Origin of the sequence: Pseudomonas sp. UBA6310, assembly GCF_002438225.1 — a bacterium.
GTDB lineage: Bacteria > Pseudomonadota > Gammaproteobacteria > Pseudomonadales > Pseudomonadaceae > Pseudomonas_O > Pseudomonas_O kuykendallii.
In genome coordinates, this window is sequence record NZ_DJTK01000022.1 from 32,292 (window position 1) to 48,528 (window position 16,237).

Below are 16,237 nucleotides of genomic sequence, written 5' to 3' on the forward strand. Positions count from 1 at the left end.
CCTGGCGATAGTGAAGGCCCATCCCGTTCCAGGAGTACCAATCATGGCCAGCAGCACGCCGGAAGGACTGCAGATTCGCCCGCGGCACCTCGACTTCGACCTGCCCGACCCGTTGCCGCGCCACTGGCACGGTGGCGATGCGTTCAAGAGTCACCTGTTCGACGCCATGTCCGTGCTGTTTCCCGATGGCGAACGTTTCTTCATCGATTCGGTGAGGCAGTTTCGCGACCAGATCACCGATCCGACGCTGAAGGAACAGATTCGCGGCTTCATCGGCCAGGAAGGTCATCACAGCCGCGAACACCTGCAGTACAGCCAGCGCCTGCGCGAACTGGGCTACGCCATCGAGCCGATCGAACGGCGTGCCCGCGGGCGCATTCGCTATGCGCAGAAACGCCTTTCGCCGCAGCGCCAGCTGACAGCCACCGCGGCCCTGGAGCACATCACCGCGATCATGGCGGACCAGGTGCTGCGCGAACCCGAGTGCCTGCGCGGCGCCGAGGCGAACATGGCACGGCTGTGGCGCTGGCACGCGCTGGAGGAAACCGAGCACAAGGCAGTGGCGTTCGACGTCTACCAGCAGGTCTGCGGCAGCCGCCAGCTGCTGCGCCGGGCGATGCGGCTGGCCACGCTGTTCTTCGTGCTCGACACCACCCGCGGTCTGGTGCACATGCTCAGCCGCGACGGCCTGCTGTGGAACTGGCGGGTATGGCGCGACGGCCTGCAATGGATGTGGGGCAGGAACGGCGTGTTCAGGCCGCTGCTGCGCACCTACCGGGACTTCTTCGATAGTGGCTTCCACCCCTGGCAGCACGACAACCTCGAACTGCTGCAGCGGGTCCAGGAAGAATTCGATCCGCAACCTCACGCCGCCTGATCCCCCGGCCCTCATCCGCGCAGGAAGCGCAGTGCGTCCATCGCACTGCGCTCGGGCACTTCCTCCATGGGAATGTGCCCGACGCCTTCGTAGGTGATCACCTGCAACCCTGGCAGGTAGCGGCGCCAGAGGTCGACGTGGCGCGGTGAAATCCAGCGATCGCTTTCGCCCCACATCAGCAGCGTCGGCGCGGCGATCCCCGCCACCCGCGCCGGCGTGTCTTGCAGGTCGTCGCGGTTCACCTGCAGCAGCAGGCGGAAGATCTCCACCATCGCGCGCCGGTTGCCGGGGCGCCGGGTCAGGTCGTAATAGCGATCGACCACACCGGGCGCGATGCGCTCGGGGTCGCCGTAGACTTCCTTGATGCCCTGTGCGATCAGCGCGCGCGGCATCCACAGCGGAATCGTCAGGTGGGCGCCGGGCAGCGCGGCGGAGGCGATCATCCACGGGACCTTCTTCATCGGGTAGCCGGCGCTGTCGATCAGCAGCAGCTTGTTCACCCGTTGCGGCGCCTGCAGGGCGAAGTTCCAGGCGACGTGACCGCCGAGCGAATTGCCGGCGATATGTGCGCGGCGGATGCCCAGGTGGTCCAGCAGCAGGCCGAGCACGCGCACCAGCCGCTCGGCGGAATAGCCACCGTCGCGGGGCGCACCGGTGAGGCCGAACCCGGGCAGGTCGAAGCGGACCAGGCGGTAGTGCGGAGCGAGCTCGGCGACCCAGCCGTCCCAGGTATGCAGCGAGGACACCACGCCGTGGATCAGCACCAGGACCGGCTTGTCGCGGCTGCCTTCGTCGCGGTAATGCACCTCGAAGCCGTCCAGCGCGACGAACCTCGAGCCGCTTTCCGTGCTGGCATAGCGGGCTTTCAGACGCTCCAGCGACAAGGCGCCGAAACCCAGGCGGGACAAACCGGAGGCTACCGGAGGCAGCAGTGAGTAGGCGGACGCAGGCATGGCAGTTCCCTCTTGGCAGGCTCCATCACAGCACGCAGCACCGCGCAACTGTGCCCAACTTTGGTTCGGCAGGTCGCCGCCGGGCAGGCACGATGGGGCGTTACGAAAACGGACGCGCGGATCAGCTCAGCAGGCCGAGCGTCTTCGCCTGGGCCACGGCCTGGGTGCGCCGCTCCACGCCGAGCTTGGCGTTGATGTGGCGGGCGTGGGTCTTCACGGTGTGCAGCGAGATGAACAGCTGGTCGCTGATCTCCTGATTGGAGCAGCCCTGGGCGATCAGCTGGAGCACCGCCAGCTCGCGCGAGCTGAGCGCGTCGGCGAGCGCCGTCGCCACGCTGGCCACGGCTTCGCTGGGCGCCGGAATGGCCGCAGAAATCGCCCCGCGAATCGGGCAGCCCGGCCGCTCGCGGAGCCGTTCGCGAAGCCATTCCGGCCGCTGCACGAACAGTTCATTGAAGGGCAGCAAGGCGCCGCCCGCCGCACCGGCCAGGCTTTCGCCGAACTGCTGGCGTGCCTCGCCCTCACGGCCGCCGGCGAGCATCAGCAGGGTCAGTTGCACCTGGGCGATCACCGCCACCAGTTGCCCGCCCTCGGTCTGCGCGCGGGTGCACAGCGCGCGCAAGCGGCGTTCGGCGGCCTGCATCTGGCCCTGGTGACGCTCCAGGGCCGCGCATTGCAGCTCGATGAACAGCGGCAACTGCGGATGACACTCGGGGGCCGCGGCCGGCTGCTCGCCGCCGTAGGTTTCCGCCAGGCGTTCGAGCCAGGATTGCGCCAGCTCCAGTTGCCCCTGGGCCAGCCACAGCTCGCACTTCACCAGGGTGATCATCGCCAGGTAGTACACCGGCGGAATGTCCCAGATGTGCATCAGCCGCTCGGCCTCGGCCAACTGGACGAAGGCCTCCGGGAGGTTGCCGTTGCGTCCTTCCAGGGTGGCCAGCACGCAATAGCCGATCAGCACGCTGACGTCGCGGCAGGCGCGCGCCTCGCCGATGCCGCCGACCAGCCGCGTGCGCGCCTGTTGCGGCTGCAGCTCCAGCGAGAGCAGGTGACCCTCGTAGATCGTCAGCCGCGCGCGCACCGCGTACAGCCGTTGCGCCGGCAGCCCGTGCAGACGTTGCAGGCCCTGGCGCACTTCATCCAGCGCGCGGACCACTTCCCCCCGCGCCTGCAGGATGCGCGCACGGTCGTAATGCGCCAGCGCCTCGAACAGCGGGTTGCCCACGCGCTGGGCGATTTCCAGCGCCTCGCGATTGAGCCCGCGCGCGCGCCACAGGTCGCCCTTGACCACGGCGATGTTGGCCAGCGTCGACAGGCACATCAGGCGCTGTCCGTAACGTTGCTGCGGTAGCCCGCCGACCGCCTCGCTGCAATAGCGCTCGGCCAGCGCGATGTCGCCCCGGCCGCGCGCGATCACGCCTTTGAGCGCCTGCCATTGAGCCAGCAGCCCACGCTGGCTGGGCGCATCCGGCGCGGGCAGAAAGCGCGACAGGTTGTCGGCCAATTCCTCCGCCGCGTCCAGTTGGCAGGCCAGCGCCAGCGCCCAGCCATACAGCAGGATCAGCCGCGAGGTACTCACCAGCAGGCTGTCCGGCAGGTCCATCTTCCAGCGCAGCAGCATGGCGACGTTCTGCTCGGCGAGCAGCCGCTCCTCGGAAAGGTTCTGCACCAGGTTCGCCGCAACGTCCGGCTGGCCGGCGCGCAGCGCCTGCTCCACCGCTTCGTCGAGCATGCCCTGGGCGTTGAACCAGCGGCAGGCGCGCAGGTGCAGGCCGGTCTGCGGCACATGAGTGGTCGCCTGCTGCACCCGCAGCAGGTCGGAGAACAGGTGGTGGTAGCGGAACCAGTGGCCGTTTTCGTCCAGCGGCACGAGGAACACCTGGTGCGCCTGCAGGTGCTGGAGGATCGCGGCGCTGTCATGGCTTTCGCGCACCGCATCGCACAGCTCGGCGCAGAAGCGGTCCAGGCAGGCCGTCTCGTAGAGGAACGCCTGCACCTCCGCCGGCTGGCGCTCGATCACCTCTTCCAGCAGGTAATCGCGGATCAGGCTGTCGGCACCGTGCGGCCCCTGGCCGAGGTCCCTTGGCCCGCTGGCGTCCTGGCTGGCGAGCAGCCACAGACGCAGCCCGGCGACCCAGCCCTCGCTGCGCTGCAGCAGGTTCTCCAGCACGACACCGTCGATGCGTGCGCCCTGGCTGCCCAGCAACGCGGCCGTTTCCTCGGCGGTCAGGCGCAGGTCCTGTTCGTTCAGTTCGAGCAACTGGCGCGACAGGCGCAGGCGCGCCAGGTGCCAGTCCGGACGCTGGCGGCTGGTGACCAGCAGCAGCAGCCCCGCGGGCTGATGGTTGAGCAGGAACTGCAGGCAGCGATCGAGCACCGCGCCCTTCGCCAGGTGATAGTCGTCCAGCGCCAGCAACACCGGCCGCGCCGGATCGAGACGCTCGGCCAGCTCGTCGAGCAGACCGTCGAGGCATTGCTCGAAGGCGAACGGCTGGTGCCGCTGGCGCGTCTTCAGCAGGGTCAGGGCCTCGTCGCCGAGCGCGGGAAAGAACTGCCGCAGCCCTTCGATCATCCGTTCGAGGAAACGGCCCGGATCGCTGTCGCGGCGACTCAGCGCCAGCCACAGGCTGCGCCATTCGCGCGGCAACTCCTGGCAGAACTCGATCGCCAGCGAACTCTTGCCGAACCCGGCCGGCGCGCTGACCAGCAGCAGGCGGCCACCCAGACCTTGGCTCAGGCGCTGGCACAGCCGCGGGCGCGGCACGTAGCCGGCCGGCAACGGCGGACGAAAGAAACGGCCTTCGGTCGGAGCGCAGGAGTCGGTGCCGGGCAGAATGGGCGTTTGAAGGACAGTCATCGCGGGCGAAGCGCTATCTCGAATAATTGTGCATGCAGACTAGCCCCTTGCACCGGGCATTTGAAGCGGCCGGATAAATCGCGCAAAAGAAAAAAGCCGGCCCAGGGGCCGGCTTCATCGTCCACGCCCGCGCTTAGCGAACGCCCGCCTGGCGCAGAGCCGCCGGGGTGAAGTCGCTTTCCGACGCCGAGTAGCTGAAGTCGTAGGACTGCTTCTCCTCGTTCTTCATGCCCAGCGCCAGGTAGCGGCCGGACTGCAGGTCGTACAGGGTTTCCAGGGTGTACCAGGGCACCTGCACGTTGTAGTAGTACTGCGAGTGCGCCTCGGCGACACGCCACAGGCTGTCGCGACCATCGTAGTGGTCGATCACCGCGGCTTGCCAGGTGTCTTCGTCGATGAAGAAGTCACGCTTGGCATAGATGTGGCGCTCGCCCGATTTCAGGGTGGCGGTCACGTGCCATACGCGGTGCAGCTCGTAGCGGGTCAGGTCCTGGTTGATGTGGCCGGCCTTGAGGATGTCGGCGTATTTCAGCTCGGGCGAGTCCAGCTTGTAGCTGTTGTAGGGGATGTACAGCTCCTGCTTGCCGACGAGTTTCCAGTCGTAGCGATCCGGCGCACCGTTGAACATGTCGAGGTTGTCGGAGGTACGCAGGCCATCCGCGGCGGTACCCGGACCGTCGTAGGAAACCTGCGGTGCACGCCGCACCCGGCGCTGGCCGGCGTTGTACAGCCAGGCCAGACGCGGCTCCTTCACCTGGTCGAGGGTTTCGTGCACCAGCAGCACGTTGCCGGCCAGACGCGACGGCGCGGTCACACGCTGCTTGAAGTAGAACAGCACGTTGCTCGGCTTGCTGGCGTCGTAATCCTTGAGCTGATCGCGGAAGACGAACTCGTCCTGGAAGTAGACCAGCGAGTAGGAGCCGTTCGGCTGCGGCGTGGCCTGGGTCACCAGACGACGGACGCTGCCGCCGCGGTAGCGGGTGATGTGGTTCCAGATGACTTCCAGACCGTTCTGCGGAATCGGGAAGGGGTTGGCGGTCTGGAAGTTCTCCAGGCCGTTGCCGCCCTGCACCAGGTTGGTCTTGGTGGCATTCGCCTTGGTCGCCGCCAGCACCTTCTCGGGCAGGGTCGCGCTGCGGTGGGTCGGGTAGACCGGCATCTTGAAGGTGTCGGGGTAACGCTTGAACATCGCCAGCTGGCCGGGGCTGAGCTTGGCCTTGTACTGCTCGACGTTCTGCGCGGTGATGGTGAACAGCGGCTTCTCGGCGCTGAACGGATCGGCGAGGAAGCCCTTGCCGTCCACGGCGCCGGCGTTGGTCGGCAGGCCACCGGTCCAGGCCGGGATCGATCCATCAGCGTTGCCGGCGCGCTCGGCGCCCACCGGTGTCAGCGTGGTATCCAGCTTCGCCGCCTCGTCGGCAGACACCGCCGCCATCACGCTGGTAGCCAGCAGCGACAACGCCAGGACGCCGGTTTGCAGGAGGTTTCTAGTCGTTTTCATTGTTATGTACATCCTCTTCTTATTCTGTCGCTTAGAAGTTCATGCCAACGCTGAGCGAAACGAAGTCGCGGTCAGTCTGGGTGTTGTAGTCGCCACCGAAGAAGTTGGTGTAAGCCAGGCTGGCGGTATAGGTGTTCTGGTAGTCGGCATCGACCCCAAGGCTGACAGCCTTGCGGCCTTCCTCGAAGTTGCCGCCAGGACCTGGGGAGTAGCCCTTCACGTCATGCGACCAGGCCACATTGGGACGCAGGTTCACGCCCGCGAAGACATCGTTGTAGTCCCAGATGGCGCGAGCACGGTAGCCCCAGGACGTACGGGTGGTGAAGCCGTCATCGTTACAGTTCTGCTTCGCCACGGCGCCGTTGCCCGCGCCTGCCTGGGTCGACGCATTGAGCGCCTGGCAGGTATTCACAGGACCGGTGAACGGCAGCTCGCCTGGGCCGAAAACAGGGTCGCGTCCGTAGCGAACGTCGGAAGAACTCTCCAGGCCGCCCACATAGGTCACGCCAACCTCACCCACCAGGGTCAAACGCTCCGCACCCATGACCTGGTCGAAGAAGTGAGTCAACGTCGTTTGGAACTGGCTGATCTCCTTACGCCGATAGCCGTGCAGGTCCTCGCCCGGCACGCCGGTGAGCAGCGAGGCGTTGCCATAGGCCGCGAACGCAGGACTCAGTGCAGCCAATGGCCCGACGCCCGCATAGAGGATATCGGTGGTATTGAGCTGCACAGGGGCGTTGGGGCGATAGCTGAATTCGCCGCTCCACGCCGTCCCTGTGGGCAGAGTGGTGGAGAAGCTCAACCCAAACAGGCGGATGTCTTCCGGATACTCGATGAAGTAGCTGGAGTTACCGGCCACGATCAGCGGAGCCAAAGCACCGGCACCCGCAGCCGCCGGGAACACAGCTGCCGGAGCTCCGGTGGCGCTGAAAATCGGCGCACGGCTGTGGTAGTTTATGTAATAAGCGCCGAACTCGGTGTCCAGCGCAGTGGAGAACCAGCGCATCGCGACGCCGAACTGGCCGGAATCACGGGCATCACGATCACCCGCGCGACGAACCAGAACGCCCTCCTCGTTGATATCGACGCCACTCGCCTGCAGCGTGGGAAGCGCAACGCCGGGAATCGAGCGCGAGCTGTTCAGCAGGCGCAGGTTATCGCCGCAGCCATCGGCCACCACGTCGGGTTGCGAGAAGAAGGTGCCGCAGTTGTCGACTACAGTCTGATCCCACTCCAGTTGGTAGAAGGCTTCCATCGACAGGTTATCGGTCAGGCTCTGCGAGACGTAGAACATGTTGACCGGAATGAGGCCTTCCTTGACCTCTGCACCCGGACGGCGGAAGGCGGCAACGTCGATTGGGTTGATCGAGTTGATACTGTTCTGGATGAAGGTGCTTTCACCCCAGCTGACCACCTGCTTGCCCAGGCGCACCGTGCCGGGCAGATCGGCGATGTTGTAGTTGTGGTAGATGAAGGCATCGAGGATCTGGCCGCCGGAGGACTGTGCGCCTTCCTTGCGGTTGGAGTCGCTGATGTTCTTGAACTCGCGGTTCTCGTCCTTCAGCTCGAAGTCGTACCAGTACTTGCCGCGCACGAACACGCCGGTGTCGCCGTACTTGAGTTCGAGGTCGTGGATGCCCTTGAAGATCTTCGAGAAGGTCTCGCCGCGCTTGAAGTTCAGGTGGCTGTCGTCGGAGGTCTGCGACAGGCCACGACCGCCGTTGTTGACACCGATGAGATCGGAGTCGGGCTTGGCCGTGGACCAGCTCGCGCCCACCGAGAGGGACGAGTCGAACTGGCCTTCGATTTCACCGATGTTGAACGAGACGCCGAATGCAGGAGCGGCGATTGTGGAAGCGAGGCTCACGGCCAGGGGCAGTTTGGCCAGACGCCAGGTCTGTTTGATCTTTTGCATCGACGCTACTCCATTGTGTTTTTTGTTATGGATGGTGCGGAGTGACTATAGCCAGCGGGTAGTACTGCTTGATCCCTCGAAAGTGTGATTTGCAGGACCCTCCACCTCCCCGTCTCGCCCGTTTTCAACGGGTTCCCGCGAGCGGAGTGATGTCGAAGAGCAATTACCAAGCCAAACGCTTGTTTGACTGATCGGTCACGTTGCTACACTTGGCTACATGGTGCTTACAAGGTCGACAGAAACTCGCTTCCGGCCGCCTGCCAGGTGGCGATGTCCAGGCGGATGCGCTTCTTGTCCAGCTTCCCCACACTGGTCTTGGGAATATCGGTAACAAGGCCGATCTGCGACGGAATCGCCCACTTGTTGATGTGCCCCTGCTCTACGAAAGGCTTGAGGTGGTCCTTGACCGTCCGTGCGTCGAGCACGTGCCCTTCATAGACGACGATGAGCGCGAACGGGCGCTCGCCCCACTGCGGATCGGGCACGCCGACCACCGCCACTTCGCGTACTGCGGGATCGCGGCTGATCAGATCCTCAAGGGTCAGCGAGGAAATCCACTCGCCACCGGTCTTGATCACGTCCTTGATGCGGTCGCGGATGTCGATCACGCCCATGCCGTCCACGGTCGCCACGTCGCCGGTATGCATCCAGCCGCCTTCCCACAACTCCTCGCTCTTCTCCGGCTCGTTGAAGTAGCCCTGCGTCAGCCAGGGCGCGCGCAGCACCAGTTCGCCCTGGGATTCGCCATCGGCGGGGAGGAAACGCCCGTCGCCATCGACCAATGCGGCCTCGACCAAGGGCACCGGAACGCCCGCCTTGATCCGGTAGGTGATGCGCTCATCCTCGTTGCCGGCGCGCAGCTCTTCGTTGAGGTGGGCGCAGGAGATCAGCGGGCAGGTCTCGGACATGCCGTAGGCCGCGGTGAGCTGGATGCCACGCGACTTGGCGGTGTCATAGAGCGCGCGGGTCAGCGCGCTGCCGCCGATGATGATCTTCCAGCCGGCGAAATCCACCCCCTTCGCCGCACGGGCATTGAGCACCATCTGCAGGATGGTCGGCACGCAGTGGGAGAAGGTCACCTTCTCGCGCTTCCACAACTCGACCAGCAGTTCCGGGTCGTAGCGCCCGGGATACACCTGCTTCACCCCGAGCATGGTCGCCACGTAGGGCACGCCCCAGGCATGCACGTGGAACATCGGCGTGATCGGCATGTAGACGTCGTCGGTGCCCATCAGACGGATGCTGTCCAGCGCGCCGATGGTGGAAGCCAGCGCGAGGGTGTGCAGCACCAGTTGCCGGTGACTGAAATAGACCCCCTTGGGATTGCCCGTGGTGCCGGTGGTGTAGAACGTCGTGGCCACCGAGTTCTCGTCGAAGTCCGGGAAGTCGTAGTGCGGCGACGCCTGTGCGAGCAGGCTTTCGTACTCGCCGACCAGCTCGGGCAGGTCGGCGTCCTGCGCTTCGCCATCGGTGAGCAGCAGCGTGCGCTGCACCGTGGTCAGCTGCGCGGCGATGCCCTGGTAGAGCGGCACGAACTCGGCGTTGACGAGTACGAAGCGGTCCTCGGCGTGGTTCATGGTGTAGAGGATCTGCTCGGCGGACAGGCGAATGTTGATGGTGTGCAGCACCGCCCCGATCATCGGGATGGCGAACATGCATTCCAGATAGCGATGGCTGTCCCAGTCCATCACCGCCACGGTATCGCCCGCCTTCACGCCCGCCGCGCCGAGCACGTTGGCCAGGCGCGCGACGCGCTCGTTGAAGGTGGCATAGCTGTAGCGCAGCTTGTCGCGATAGACGATCTCGCGGGTTTTCTCGTAGCGGCTGCCGGACAGCAGCAGGCTCTTGATCAGCAAGGGATAGGCGTGCGCGTTCTGCGCCGGAGGGATGATACGGGTCTGCAACATGAGGCACCTGTTCGCGAGCTTTGTTGTTATGCCGCGCACTCTAGGGGGGCGATGCGCCGAGCAAATCAGTCAAAAGAATGATTTCCGGCGCCCGGCAGGGACGAAAAAACGGCGCCTCTGCACGGTTCACCCCGCCGCTCGGGCGCGGCCGGTGCATCCGCCGGTGCGGCGACGGCCATTCGGGTTTTCAGCTCTGGTAGGCTGGGCGTCTTTGTCCTCCCACTCCAAGAAGAAGGTACAGCTGATGCAAAACAGCAGCGCCGTGTTCCTCGACTACACTTCCCTCGACCTGGGCGACCTCGACCTTGCACCGCTGCGCCAGGTTTTCGCCGAGCTGACCCTGCACGAGAAAACCACGCCCGCGCAGGTGATCGAACGCCTCCAGGGCCACAGCGTGGCGATCAGCAACAAGGTACCGCTGGATGCCGCCACCTTCGCGGCTTGCCCCGATCTCAAGCTGATTCTGGTCTCCGCCACCGGCACCAACAACATCGACCTGGCCGCCGCCCGCGCGCACGGCGTTACCGTGTGCAACTGCCAGGGTTACGGCACGCCGTCGGTGGCGCAGCACACCCTGCTGCTGCTGCTCGCCCTGGCGACCCGCCTGCAGGATTACCAGGCCGCCGTGCGCGCCGGGCGCTGGCAGCAGTCGGAGCAGTTCTGCCTGCTGGATTTTCCGATCGTCGAACTGGCCGGCAAGACCCTCGGCCTGCTCGGTCATGGCGAACTCGGCAGCGCCGTCGCCCGCCTCGCCGAAGCCTTCGGCATGCGCGTGCTGATCGGCCAGTTGCCTGGGCGCCCGGTGCGCGACGGTCGCCTGCCGCTGGATGAACTGCTGCCGCAGATCGACGCGCTGACTCTGCACTGCCCACTGACCGAACAGACCCGCGACCTGATCGGTGCCGAGCAGATCGCCCTGATGAAACCGGGCGCCTTCCTCGTCAACACCGGACGCGGCGGCCTGGTCAACGAGCCGGCCCTCGCCGCCGCGCTGCGCAGCGGCCATCTCGGCGGCGCCGCCACCGACGTGCTCACCGTGGAACCGCCGAAGAACGGCAACCCGCTGCTCGATGCGGACATTCCCCGGCTGATCGTCACCCCGCACAGCGCCTGGGGCAGCCGCGAAGCCCGCCAGCGCATCGTCGGCCAACTGGCGGAAAGCGCCGAGGCGTTCTTCAAGGGCGCCGCCGTGCGCGTGGTCGGCTAAGCTAGCCGCTTTTTTCGCCGGGGGACGCATGGATCCGCGAAGTGAAGTACTGCTGCGCCAGGCCGAGCTGTTCGGCGGGCGCGTGCTGTTGGCCGGTCTTCCGGCCGACGACCTGCTCGGCTCGCTGCCGGCCGCCAGCGGGTGGAGCTGGCACGCCGGCGACCAGGCTGCGCTCGAGGCCCGCTTTGCCGGGCGCAGCCACTTCGGCGTCGAAGCGCCGACGGCGGGCTTCGACAGCGCCGTGCTGTTCCTGCCGAAATCCCGCGAGCTCGCCGACTACCTGCTGCAGGCGCTGGCCGCCCGCCTGCCGGGCGCCGCGCTGTACCTCGTCGGCGAGAAGCGCGGTGGCATCGAGCGCGCCGGCAAACAGCAACTGGCCGCCTACGGCAAGCCGCGCAAGCTGGACAGCGCCCGGCATTGCCAGCTGTGGCAGGTAAGCGTGGAAACCCCGCCGCCCGCGCCGGACCTGAACGCGCTGGCGCAGACCTTCAGCCTGCCGCTGGCGGACGGCCCGCTGCAGGTGGTCAGCCTGCCGGGCGTGTTCAGCCACGGTCGCCTGGATCGCGGCAGCGCCCTGCTGCTGCAGCATCTGGACGGCCTGCCGAGCGGTCCGCTGCTGGATTTCGGCTGCGGCGCCGGCGTGATCGGTGCCACGCTGAAACGGCGCTATCCGGACAGCGCGGTGACGCTGCTGGACGTCGATGCCTTCGCCGTCGCCAGCAGCCGGCTGACGCTAGCGGCGAACGGGCTGGACGCCGAGGTGATCGCCGGTGACGGCATTCGCTGCGCACCTCGCGAACTGGCCGCGATCATCAGCAACCCGCCCTTCCACCAGGGCGTGCACACCGACTACCAGGCCACCGAAACCCTGCTGCGCGAGGCGGCCAGCCACCTGCTCGGCAAGGGCCAGATGCGCCTCGTGGCGAACAGCTTCCTGCGCTATGCGCCGCTGATCGAGCAGCACCTGGGCGCCTGTCGCACGCTGGCCGAAGACGATGGATTCCGCGTGTATCAGGCCAACCGCGGCTAACCTGGCGTGCGCCGCGCGCGGCGCCGTGGGCAAATGGCCATCCGCCCGCCGGAACAGGCGCGCCCGGTGCTTGCCCGGACGGCAACGCTTGGGCACAATGCGCCCCGTCCTAGGGGAGTAGTCTCCCGCGAGCCTCGGCTCGCCCGGCACGCATCAACATGCTTGGTCCACAGACCATGGTGCGTGCGACCCGGAATCCAGCCGCCCGGCTGCGCTTCCAGGTTCGACAAGACCTATGACACGTACACCTTACCCGGGGCGGGAAGGCGGTGCGTGTCATGGTGAATTTGTCGACCCGCCCCTCAGGAAGCTACTTTGCTGGAATCCCTGTTCGTCCCCACCCTGATCGTTGCGCTGGCTGAAATCGGCGACAAGACGCAGTTGCTCGCCTTGCTGCTCGCGGCACGTTTCCGACGCCCCTGGCCGATCATCTGGGGCATGGTGGCGGCCACCCTGGCCAACCACTTCGTCGCCGGCTACGTCGGCAACCTGGTCGCCGGGCTCTTCTCCCCCGCGGTGCTGCACACCATCCTCGCGCTGTCCTTCGCCGCGGTGGCGGTGTGGACGCTGATCCCCGACAAGCTGGACGACGACGAAGACTCCAAGCTCAAGCGCTACGGGCCGTTCCTGACCACGCTGATCGCCTTCTTCCTCGCCGAGATGGGCGACAAGACGCAGATCGCCACGGTGATGCTGGCCGCACAGTACCCGCACTTCCTGCTGGTGGTACTCGGCACCACGATGGGCATGCTGGTGGCCAACGTGCCGGTGGTACTGGCCGGCAATTTCGCCGCCGATCGCCTGCCGCTGACGCTGATCCATCGCCTCGCCGCCGCCTGCTTCGCCGTTCTCGCGCTGTTCGCCGGCTACAAGGCGCTGCAATTGGCCGGTTGGCTGTAGCACAGCTTCTTCCGGTTTAGAATGCCCGCGACAATTGCGCCAGGGAGTGCGCCATGCAGCGGGAAGAAATGAAACGGGTGGTTCGCCGGCACATCGAACTGAGCTGGAACAAGGGCCATCTGCACCTGATTGGCCACCTGCACAGCCCGAATTTCCTCTACAAGAGTTCCTTCGTCGGACACGCGCTGAACGGCGAAGGCTTCATCGCCATGGTGGAGCAGATTCGCGACGCCATGCCGGACCTTGAAGTGATCATCGAGGACTGCGTCGCGGAGGGCGACCAGGTGGCCACCTGGAGCACGCTGATCGGCTGCATCGCCAAACCGGCGCTCGGTTATCCGCCGAGCGACAAGGTCCTGGCGATTTCCGCGATGGCCTTCTGGCGCTTCGACCGCATGGGCCAGATCGAGGAAATCTGCACGATGTTCGACATGGAGAGCTTTCGCGCGCAGCTGGGGCTGGAAGTCCGCTCGTTCGCCGAGAAGGCGTTGCCCTGAGAACAGATCAGCGCGCCGTCCTGGCCAGTTCCGCGCGTAACGCCTCGACCAGCGTCTGCACGTCGTAGGGTTTCGACAGCACGGTGAAGCCGTAGTCGCTCGGCGCACGTTCGGTGTAGCCGGTGGCGAGGACGATCGGCAGGTTCGGCTCCTGTTCGCGCAGCGCCTGTGCCAGGCCGATGCCATCCAGCGTGCCGGGCATGACGATGTCGGAGAAGACGATGTCGAAACGCGGCTTGCCCACTCCGCCGCGCCGCTCGCGGTAGCGCTGCAGGGCCTCGTCGGCGTTGCCGACGACCTCGACCCTGAACCCCAGCTCGCGCAACGTGGGGGCGACCACGTCGCGCACCAGCGGGTCGTCGTCGACCAGCAGCACACGGGCCGAATGGGCGTCGAGCCGCGGCCCGGCACCCGCCTCGAGGGGCACGCTGCCCTCCTCCTGGCTCAATGGCAACAACACCCGGACCCGCGTGCCTTCGCCCGGCGCGCTCTGCAGCAGCACCGTGCCGTGGGCCTGGCTGGCGAAGCCGTACACCTGCGCCAGGCCGAGCCCGGTGCCTTCGCCGACATTCTTGGTGGTGAAGAACGGCTCGAAGGCCTTGGACATCACCTCGTCGCTCATGCCCTCACCGCTGTCGACGATGCACAGTTCGGCATAGGCGCCGGCGGCGAGACCCTCGATCTCGCCCTCGGCGACCGCGCGCTGGGCCAGGGAAAGTGTGACCTTGCCGCCGCGTGGCATCGCATCGCGGGCGTTGAACACCAGGTTGAGCACCGCCAGCTCGCACTGCAGCGGGTCGATGAACACCGGCCAGGGCCGCTCGGGCAGTTCGAGGGTCAGACCGATGCGGCCCGGCAGCGCGCCGTCGAGCAGGTCGCCCATATCGACGATCAGCTGGCGCAGGTCGACGTGCCGGGTCTCTTCCACCTTGTGCCGGCCGAACGCCATCAACTGGCGGGTCAGCTTGGTGCCGCGCACCACCGACTTGTTACACGCCTCGATGGCCTTCTTCGCCCGCGGATCGCTGGAGGCCATGTCGGCCAGTTGCAGCCCGATGGTCAGCGTCTGCAGCAGGTTGTTGAAGTCATGGGCGATGCCGCCGGTGAGACGGCCGAGGGCCTCGAGCTTCTGCGTCTGCTGCATGGCCTTCTGCGAACGCTCGACCTGCTCCACCGCCGCCGCGACCCGCGCGCTCATCTCCGCGCTGGCGTTCTGGATGCGTTCGCTGGCCTGGGCCAGCACCACCGCCGTGCGGTCGATTTCGGACATCCCGGTGGACGCCGGATGCACCGCCTCGCCGCGACCCATGGCCTGGGCGGTGGCGTCGAGCATGCGCAGCGGCCGGGTGATCCGCCGGCCGACCCAGAACGCCAGCAGCGTGGCGACGCCGATCAGCAGCAGGGCGAAGACGCCGACGACGGTCATCGCCCGCACCGCGCTCTGGCGTACCTCGCTGATCGGCAGGCCGATGATCACCGACCAACCGGATTCCGGCGCGCGGGCGTGGAAGGACAGCAGAGGGATGCCGTCCAGCGACACGGTTTCCCGGAACCCTTCCTCGCTGCCCCCCAGCGCCTCGGCGATCGGCCCGGTGACGTGCTTGCCGATGAACGTCTCCGGCGAGATGTTGCGCGCCACTATCAGGCCGCTGCCATCCACCACCGTGCCGAGCCAGCCCTTGGGCAGGTTCTGATCCACCAGCACCTCGTTGATCTGGTTGGCGAACGAGCCCATGGAGAGGAAATAGCGAAGGGTGCCGTCGATGTAGATCGGCCGGCGTACCGAAAAGCTGTACTGCTTGCCGATCGGCGCCATGTACAGGTTGGTGACGTCGAACTCCGCCGCCGGATCGTCCAGCGGCGTGGCGAGAAAAGGCGTGTGCGGCAGCTCGGCACCGAACGGCATGCGCGTGTTGAGCAGCTGCTGGCCGTGGATGTCGACGAGGATGATCGAGTTTTCCCACGAATCGGCGACATCGCGGGCGGTGGTGTAGAAGCGCTGCAGGTCGGCGAGCGACAGCGACGGCACGCTGCTCAGGGTGCGGATGATCGCATTGCGCTGGGCGATGTCGCGGTCCACCGCCAGCGCCAGCGCGCGGGTGGTCTCGCGCATGCTCTGGGCAACACGGACGCGCTGATCCTGATAGACATAGCCGATGGCGAGGAGCGAGGCGATCAGCGTGGGTGCGAGAACCGCCATCACCAGCAGAGTGAGTTTGAAGCGAATCGACACGATAGGGTGACCGCAGCAGGCGGCCCCAAGGTCAACGTGGCCGAATGCGCCAAGCATAGAGGCGAACCCGCGCCCGGCGGAAGCCGCCAGCGCCCAATCATTGGTTTTTTATTCTCGCCCGGGGTCGCCAGCGGGCGCTTGTGCGGGCCGGTCCGGCTGAGTAACGTGGCGGCACTTCGAGGAGACCCGCATGCCCGCCCGCTACTGGATCTACGCCCTGCTGCCGCTGTTCGCCGGCTGCGTCTACAACCCCGCCAACGATGGCGCGCCGAAGCCGCCGGTGCGCCTGCAGGGCGAACTCAACCTGGTCGATGGCCAGATGCTGCTGCGCCCGTGCCAGGAACAGCGCCACTTCGCCGT

General features: G+C 66.4%; 11 protein-coding genes and 1 riboswitch. Of the genes, 5 read left to right on the forward strand and 6 right to left on the reverse strand.

The window, feature by feature from the left end; all coding sequences use genetic code 11:
* Window positions 1-43 precede the first annotated feature (43 nt).
* Window positions 44-877, forward strand: coding sequence for a metal-dependent hydrolase (locus B3E91_RS04225; protein ID WP_287028499.1), 834 nt, complete (start codon window positions 44-46; stop codon window positions 875-877).
* Between the two features lie 11 nt (window positions 878-888).
* On the opposite strand, the gene B3E91_RS04230 is transcribed toward B3E91_RS04225, so the two are convergent.
* The 5 genes from B3E91_RS04230 to B3E91_RS04250 form a co-directional block, all read right to left on the reverse strand.
* A complete protein-coding gene (locus B3E91_RS04230) occupies window positions 889-1,830 on the reverse strand; it encodes an alpha/beta fold hydrolase (protein WP_287028500.1) in 942 nt (313 codons plus the stop codon).
* Between the two features lie 121 nt (window positions 1,831-1,951).
* Window positions 1,952-4,687, reverse strand: coding sequence for a LuxR C-terminal-related transcriptional regulator (locus tag B3E91_RS04235; protein ID WP_287028501.1), 2,736 nt, complete (start codon window positions 4,685-4,687; stop codon window positions 1,952-1,954).
* 133 nt (window positions 4,688-4,820) lie between these two features.
* Window positions 4,821-6,188 (reverse strand): DUF1329 domain-containing protein, encoded by a 1,368-nt coding sequence (locus tag B3E91_RS04240; RefSeq protein WP_287028502.1) that lies wholly within the window; start codon window positions 6,186-6,188, stop codon window positions 4,821-4,823.
* Window positions 6,189-6,219: 31 nt separating this feature from the next.
* Window positions 6,220-8,103 carry a DUF1302 domain-containing protein gene (locus tag B3E91_RS04245; protein WP_287028503.1) on the reverse strand — a complete coding sequence of 628 codons (1,884 nt, stop codon included), beginning with the start codon at window positions 8,101-8,103 and terminating at the stop codon, window positions 6,220-6,222.
* Between the two features lie 224 nt (window positions 8,104-8,327).
* Window positions 8,328-10,010, reverse strand: coding sequence for a fatty acid--CoA ligase (locus B3E91_RS04250; RefSeq protein ID WP_287028504.1), 1,683 nt, complete (start codon window positions 10,008-10,010; stop codon window positions 8,328-8,330).
* Between the two features lie 244 nt (window positions 10,011-10,254).
* Here B3E91_RS04250 and B3E91_RS04255 point away from each other — a divergent pair, with 244 nt between their 5' ends.
* The 4 genes from B3E91_RS04255 (at window position 10,255) to B3E91_RS04270 (ending at window position 13,644) form a co-directional block, all read left to right on the forward strand.
* Window positions 10,255-11,217, forward strand: a complete 963-nt coding sequence (locus B3E91_RS04255; protein WP_287028505.1) for a 2-hydroxyacid dehydrogenase — start codon at window positions 10,255-10,257, stop codon at window positions 11,215-11,217.
* Between the two features lie 28 nt (window positions 11,218-11,245).
* Complete coding sequence (locus B3E91_RS04260; protein WP_287028506.1) at window positions 11,246-12,247, forward strand: class I SAM-dependent methyltransferase; 1,002 nt, start codon at window positions 11,246-11,248, stop codon at window positions 12,245-12,247.
* Between the two features lie 100 nt (window positions 12,248-12,347).
* Window positions 12,348-12,551: riboswitch (yybP-ykoY riboswitch) on the forward strand.
* A gap of 14 nt (window positions 12,552-12,565) precedes the next feature.
* Window positions 12,566-13,147, forward strand: a complete 582-nt coding sequence (locus tag B3E91_RS04265; protein WP_273232328.1) for a TMEM165/GDT1 family protein — start codon at window positions 12,566-12,568, stop codon at window positions 13,145-13,147.
* Between the two features lie 53 nt (window positions 13,148-13,200).
* Complete coding sequence (locus B3E91_RS04270; RefSeq protein WP_273231904.1) at window positions 13,201-13,644, forward strand: ester cyclase; 444 nt, start codon at window positions 13,201-13,203, stop codon at window positions 13,642-13,644.
* A 7-nt stretch (window positions 13,645-13,651) separates the two neighbouring features.
* Here B3E91_RS04270 and B3E91_RS04275 read toward each other — a convergent pair whose 3' ends face one another.
* The gene (locus B3E91_RS04275; protein WP_287028507.1) at window positions 13,652-15,877 is read right to left on the reverse strand and encodes an ATP-binding protein; all 2,226 of its coding nucleotides are present in this window, start codon (window positions 15,875-15,877) and stop codon (window positions 13,652-13,654) included.
* Window positions 15,878-16,237: the final 360 nt, after the last annotated feature.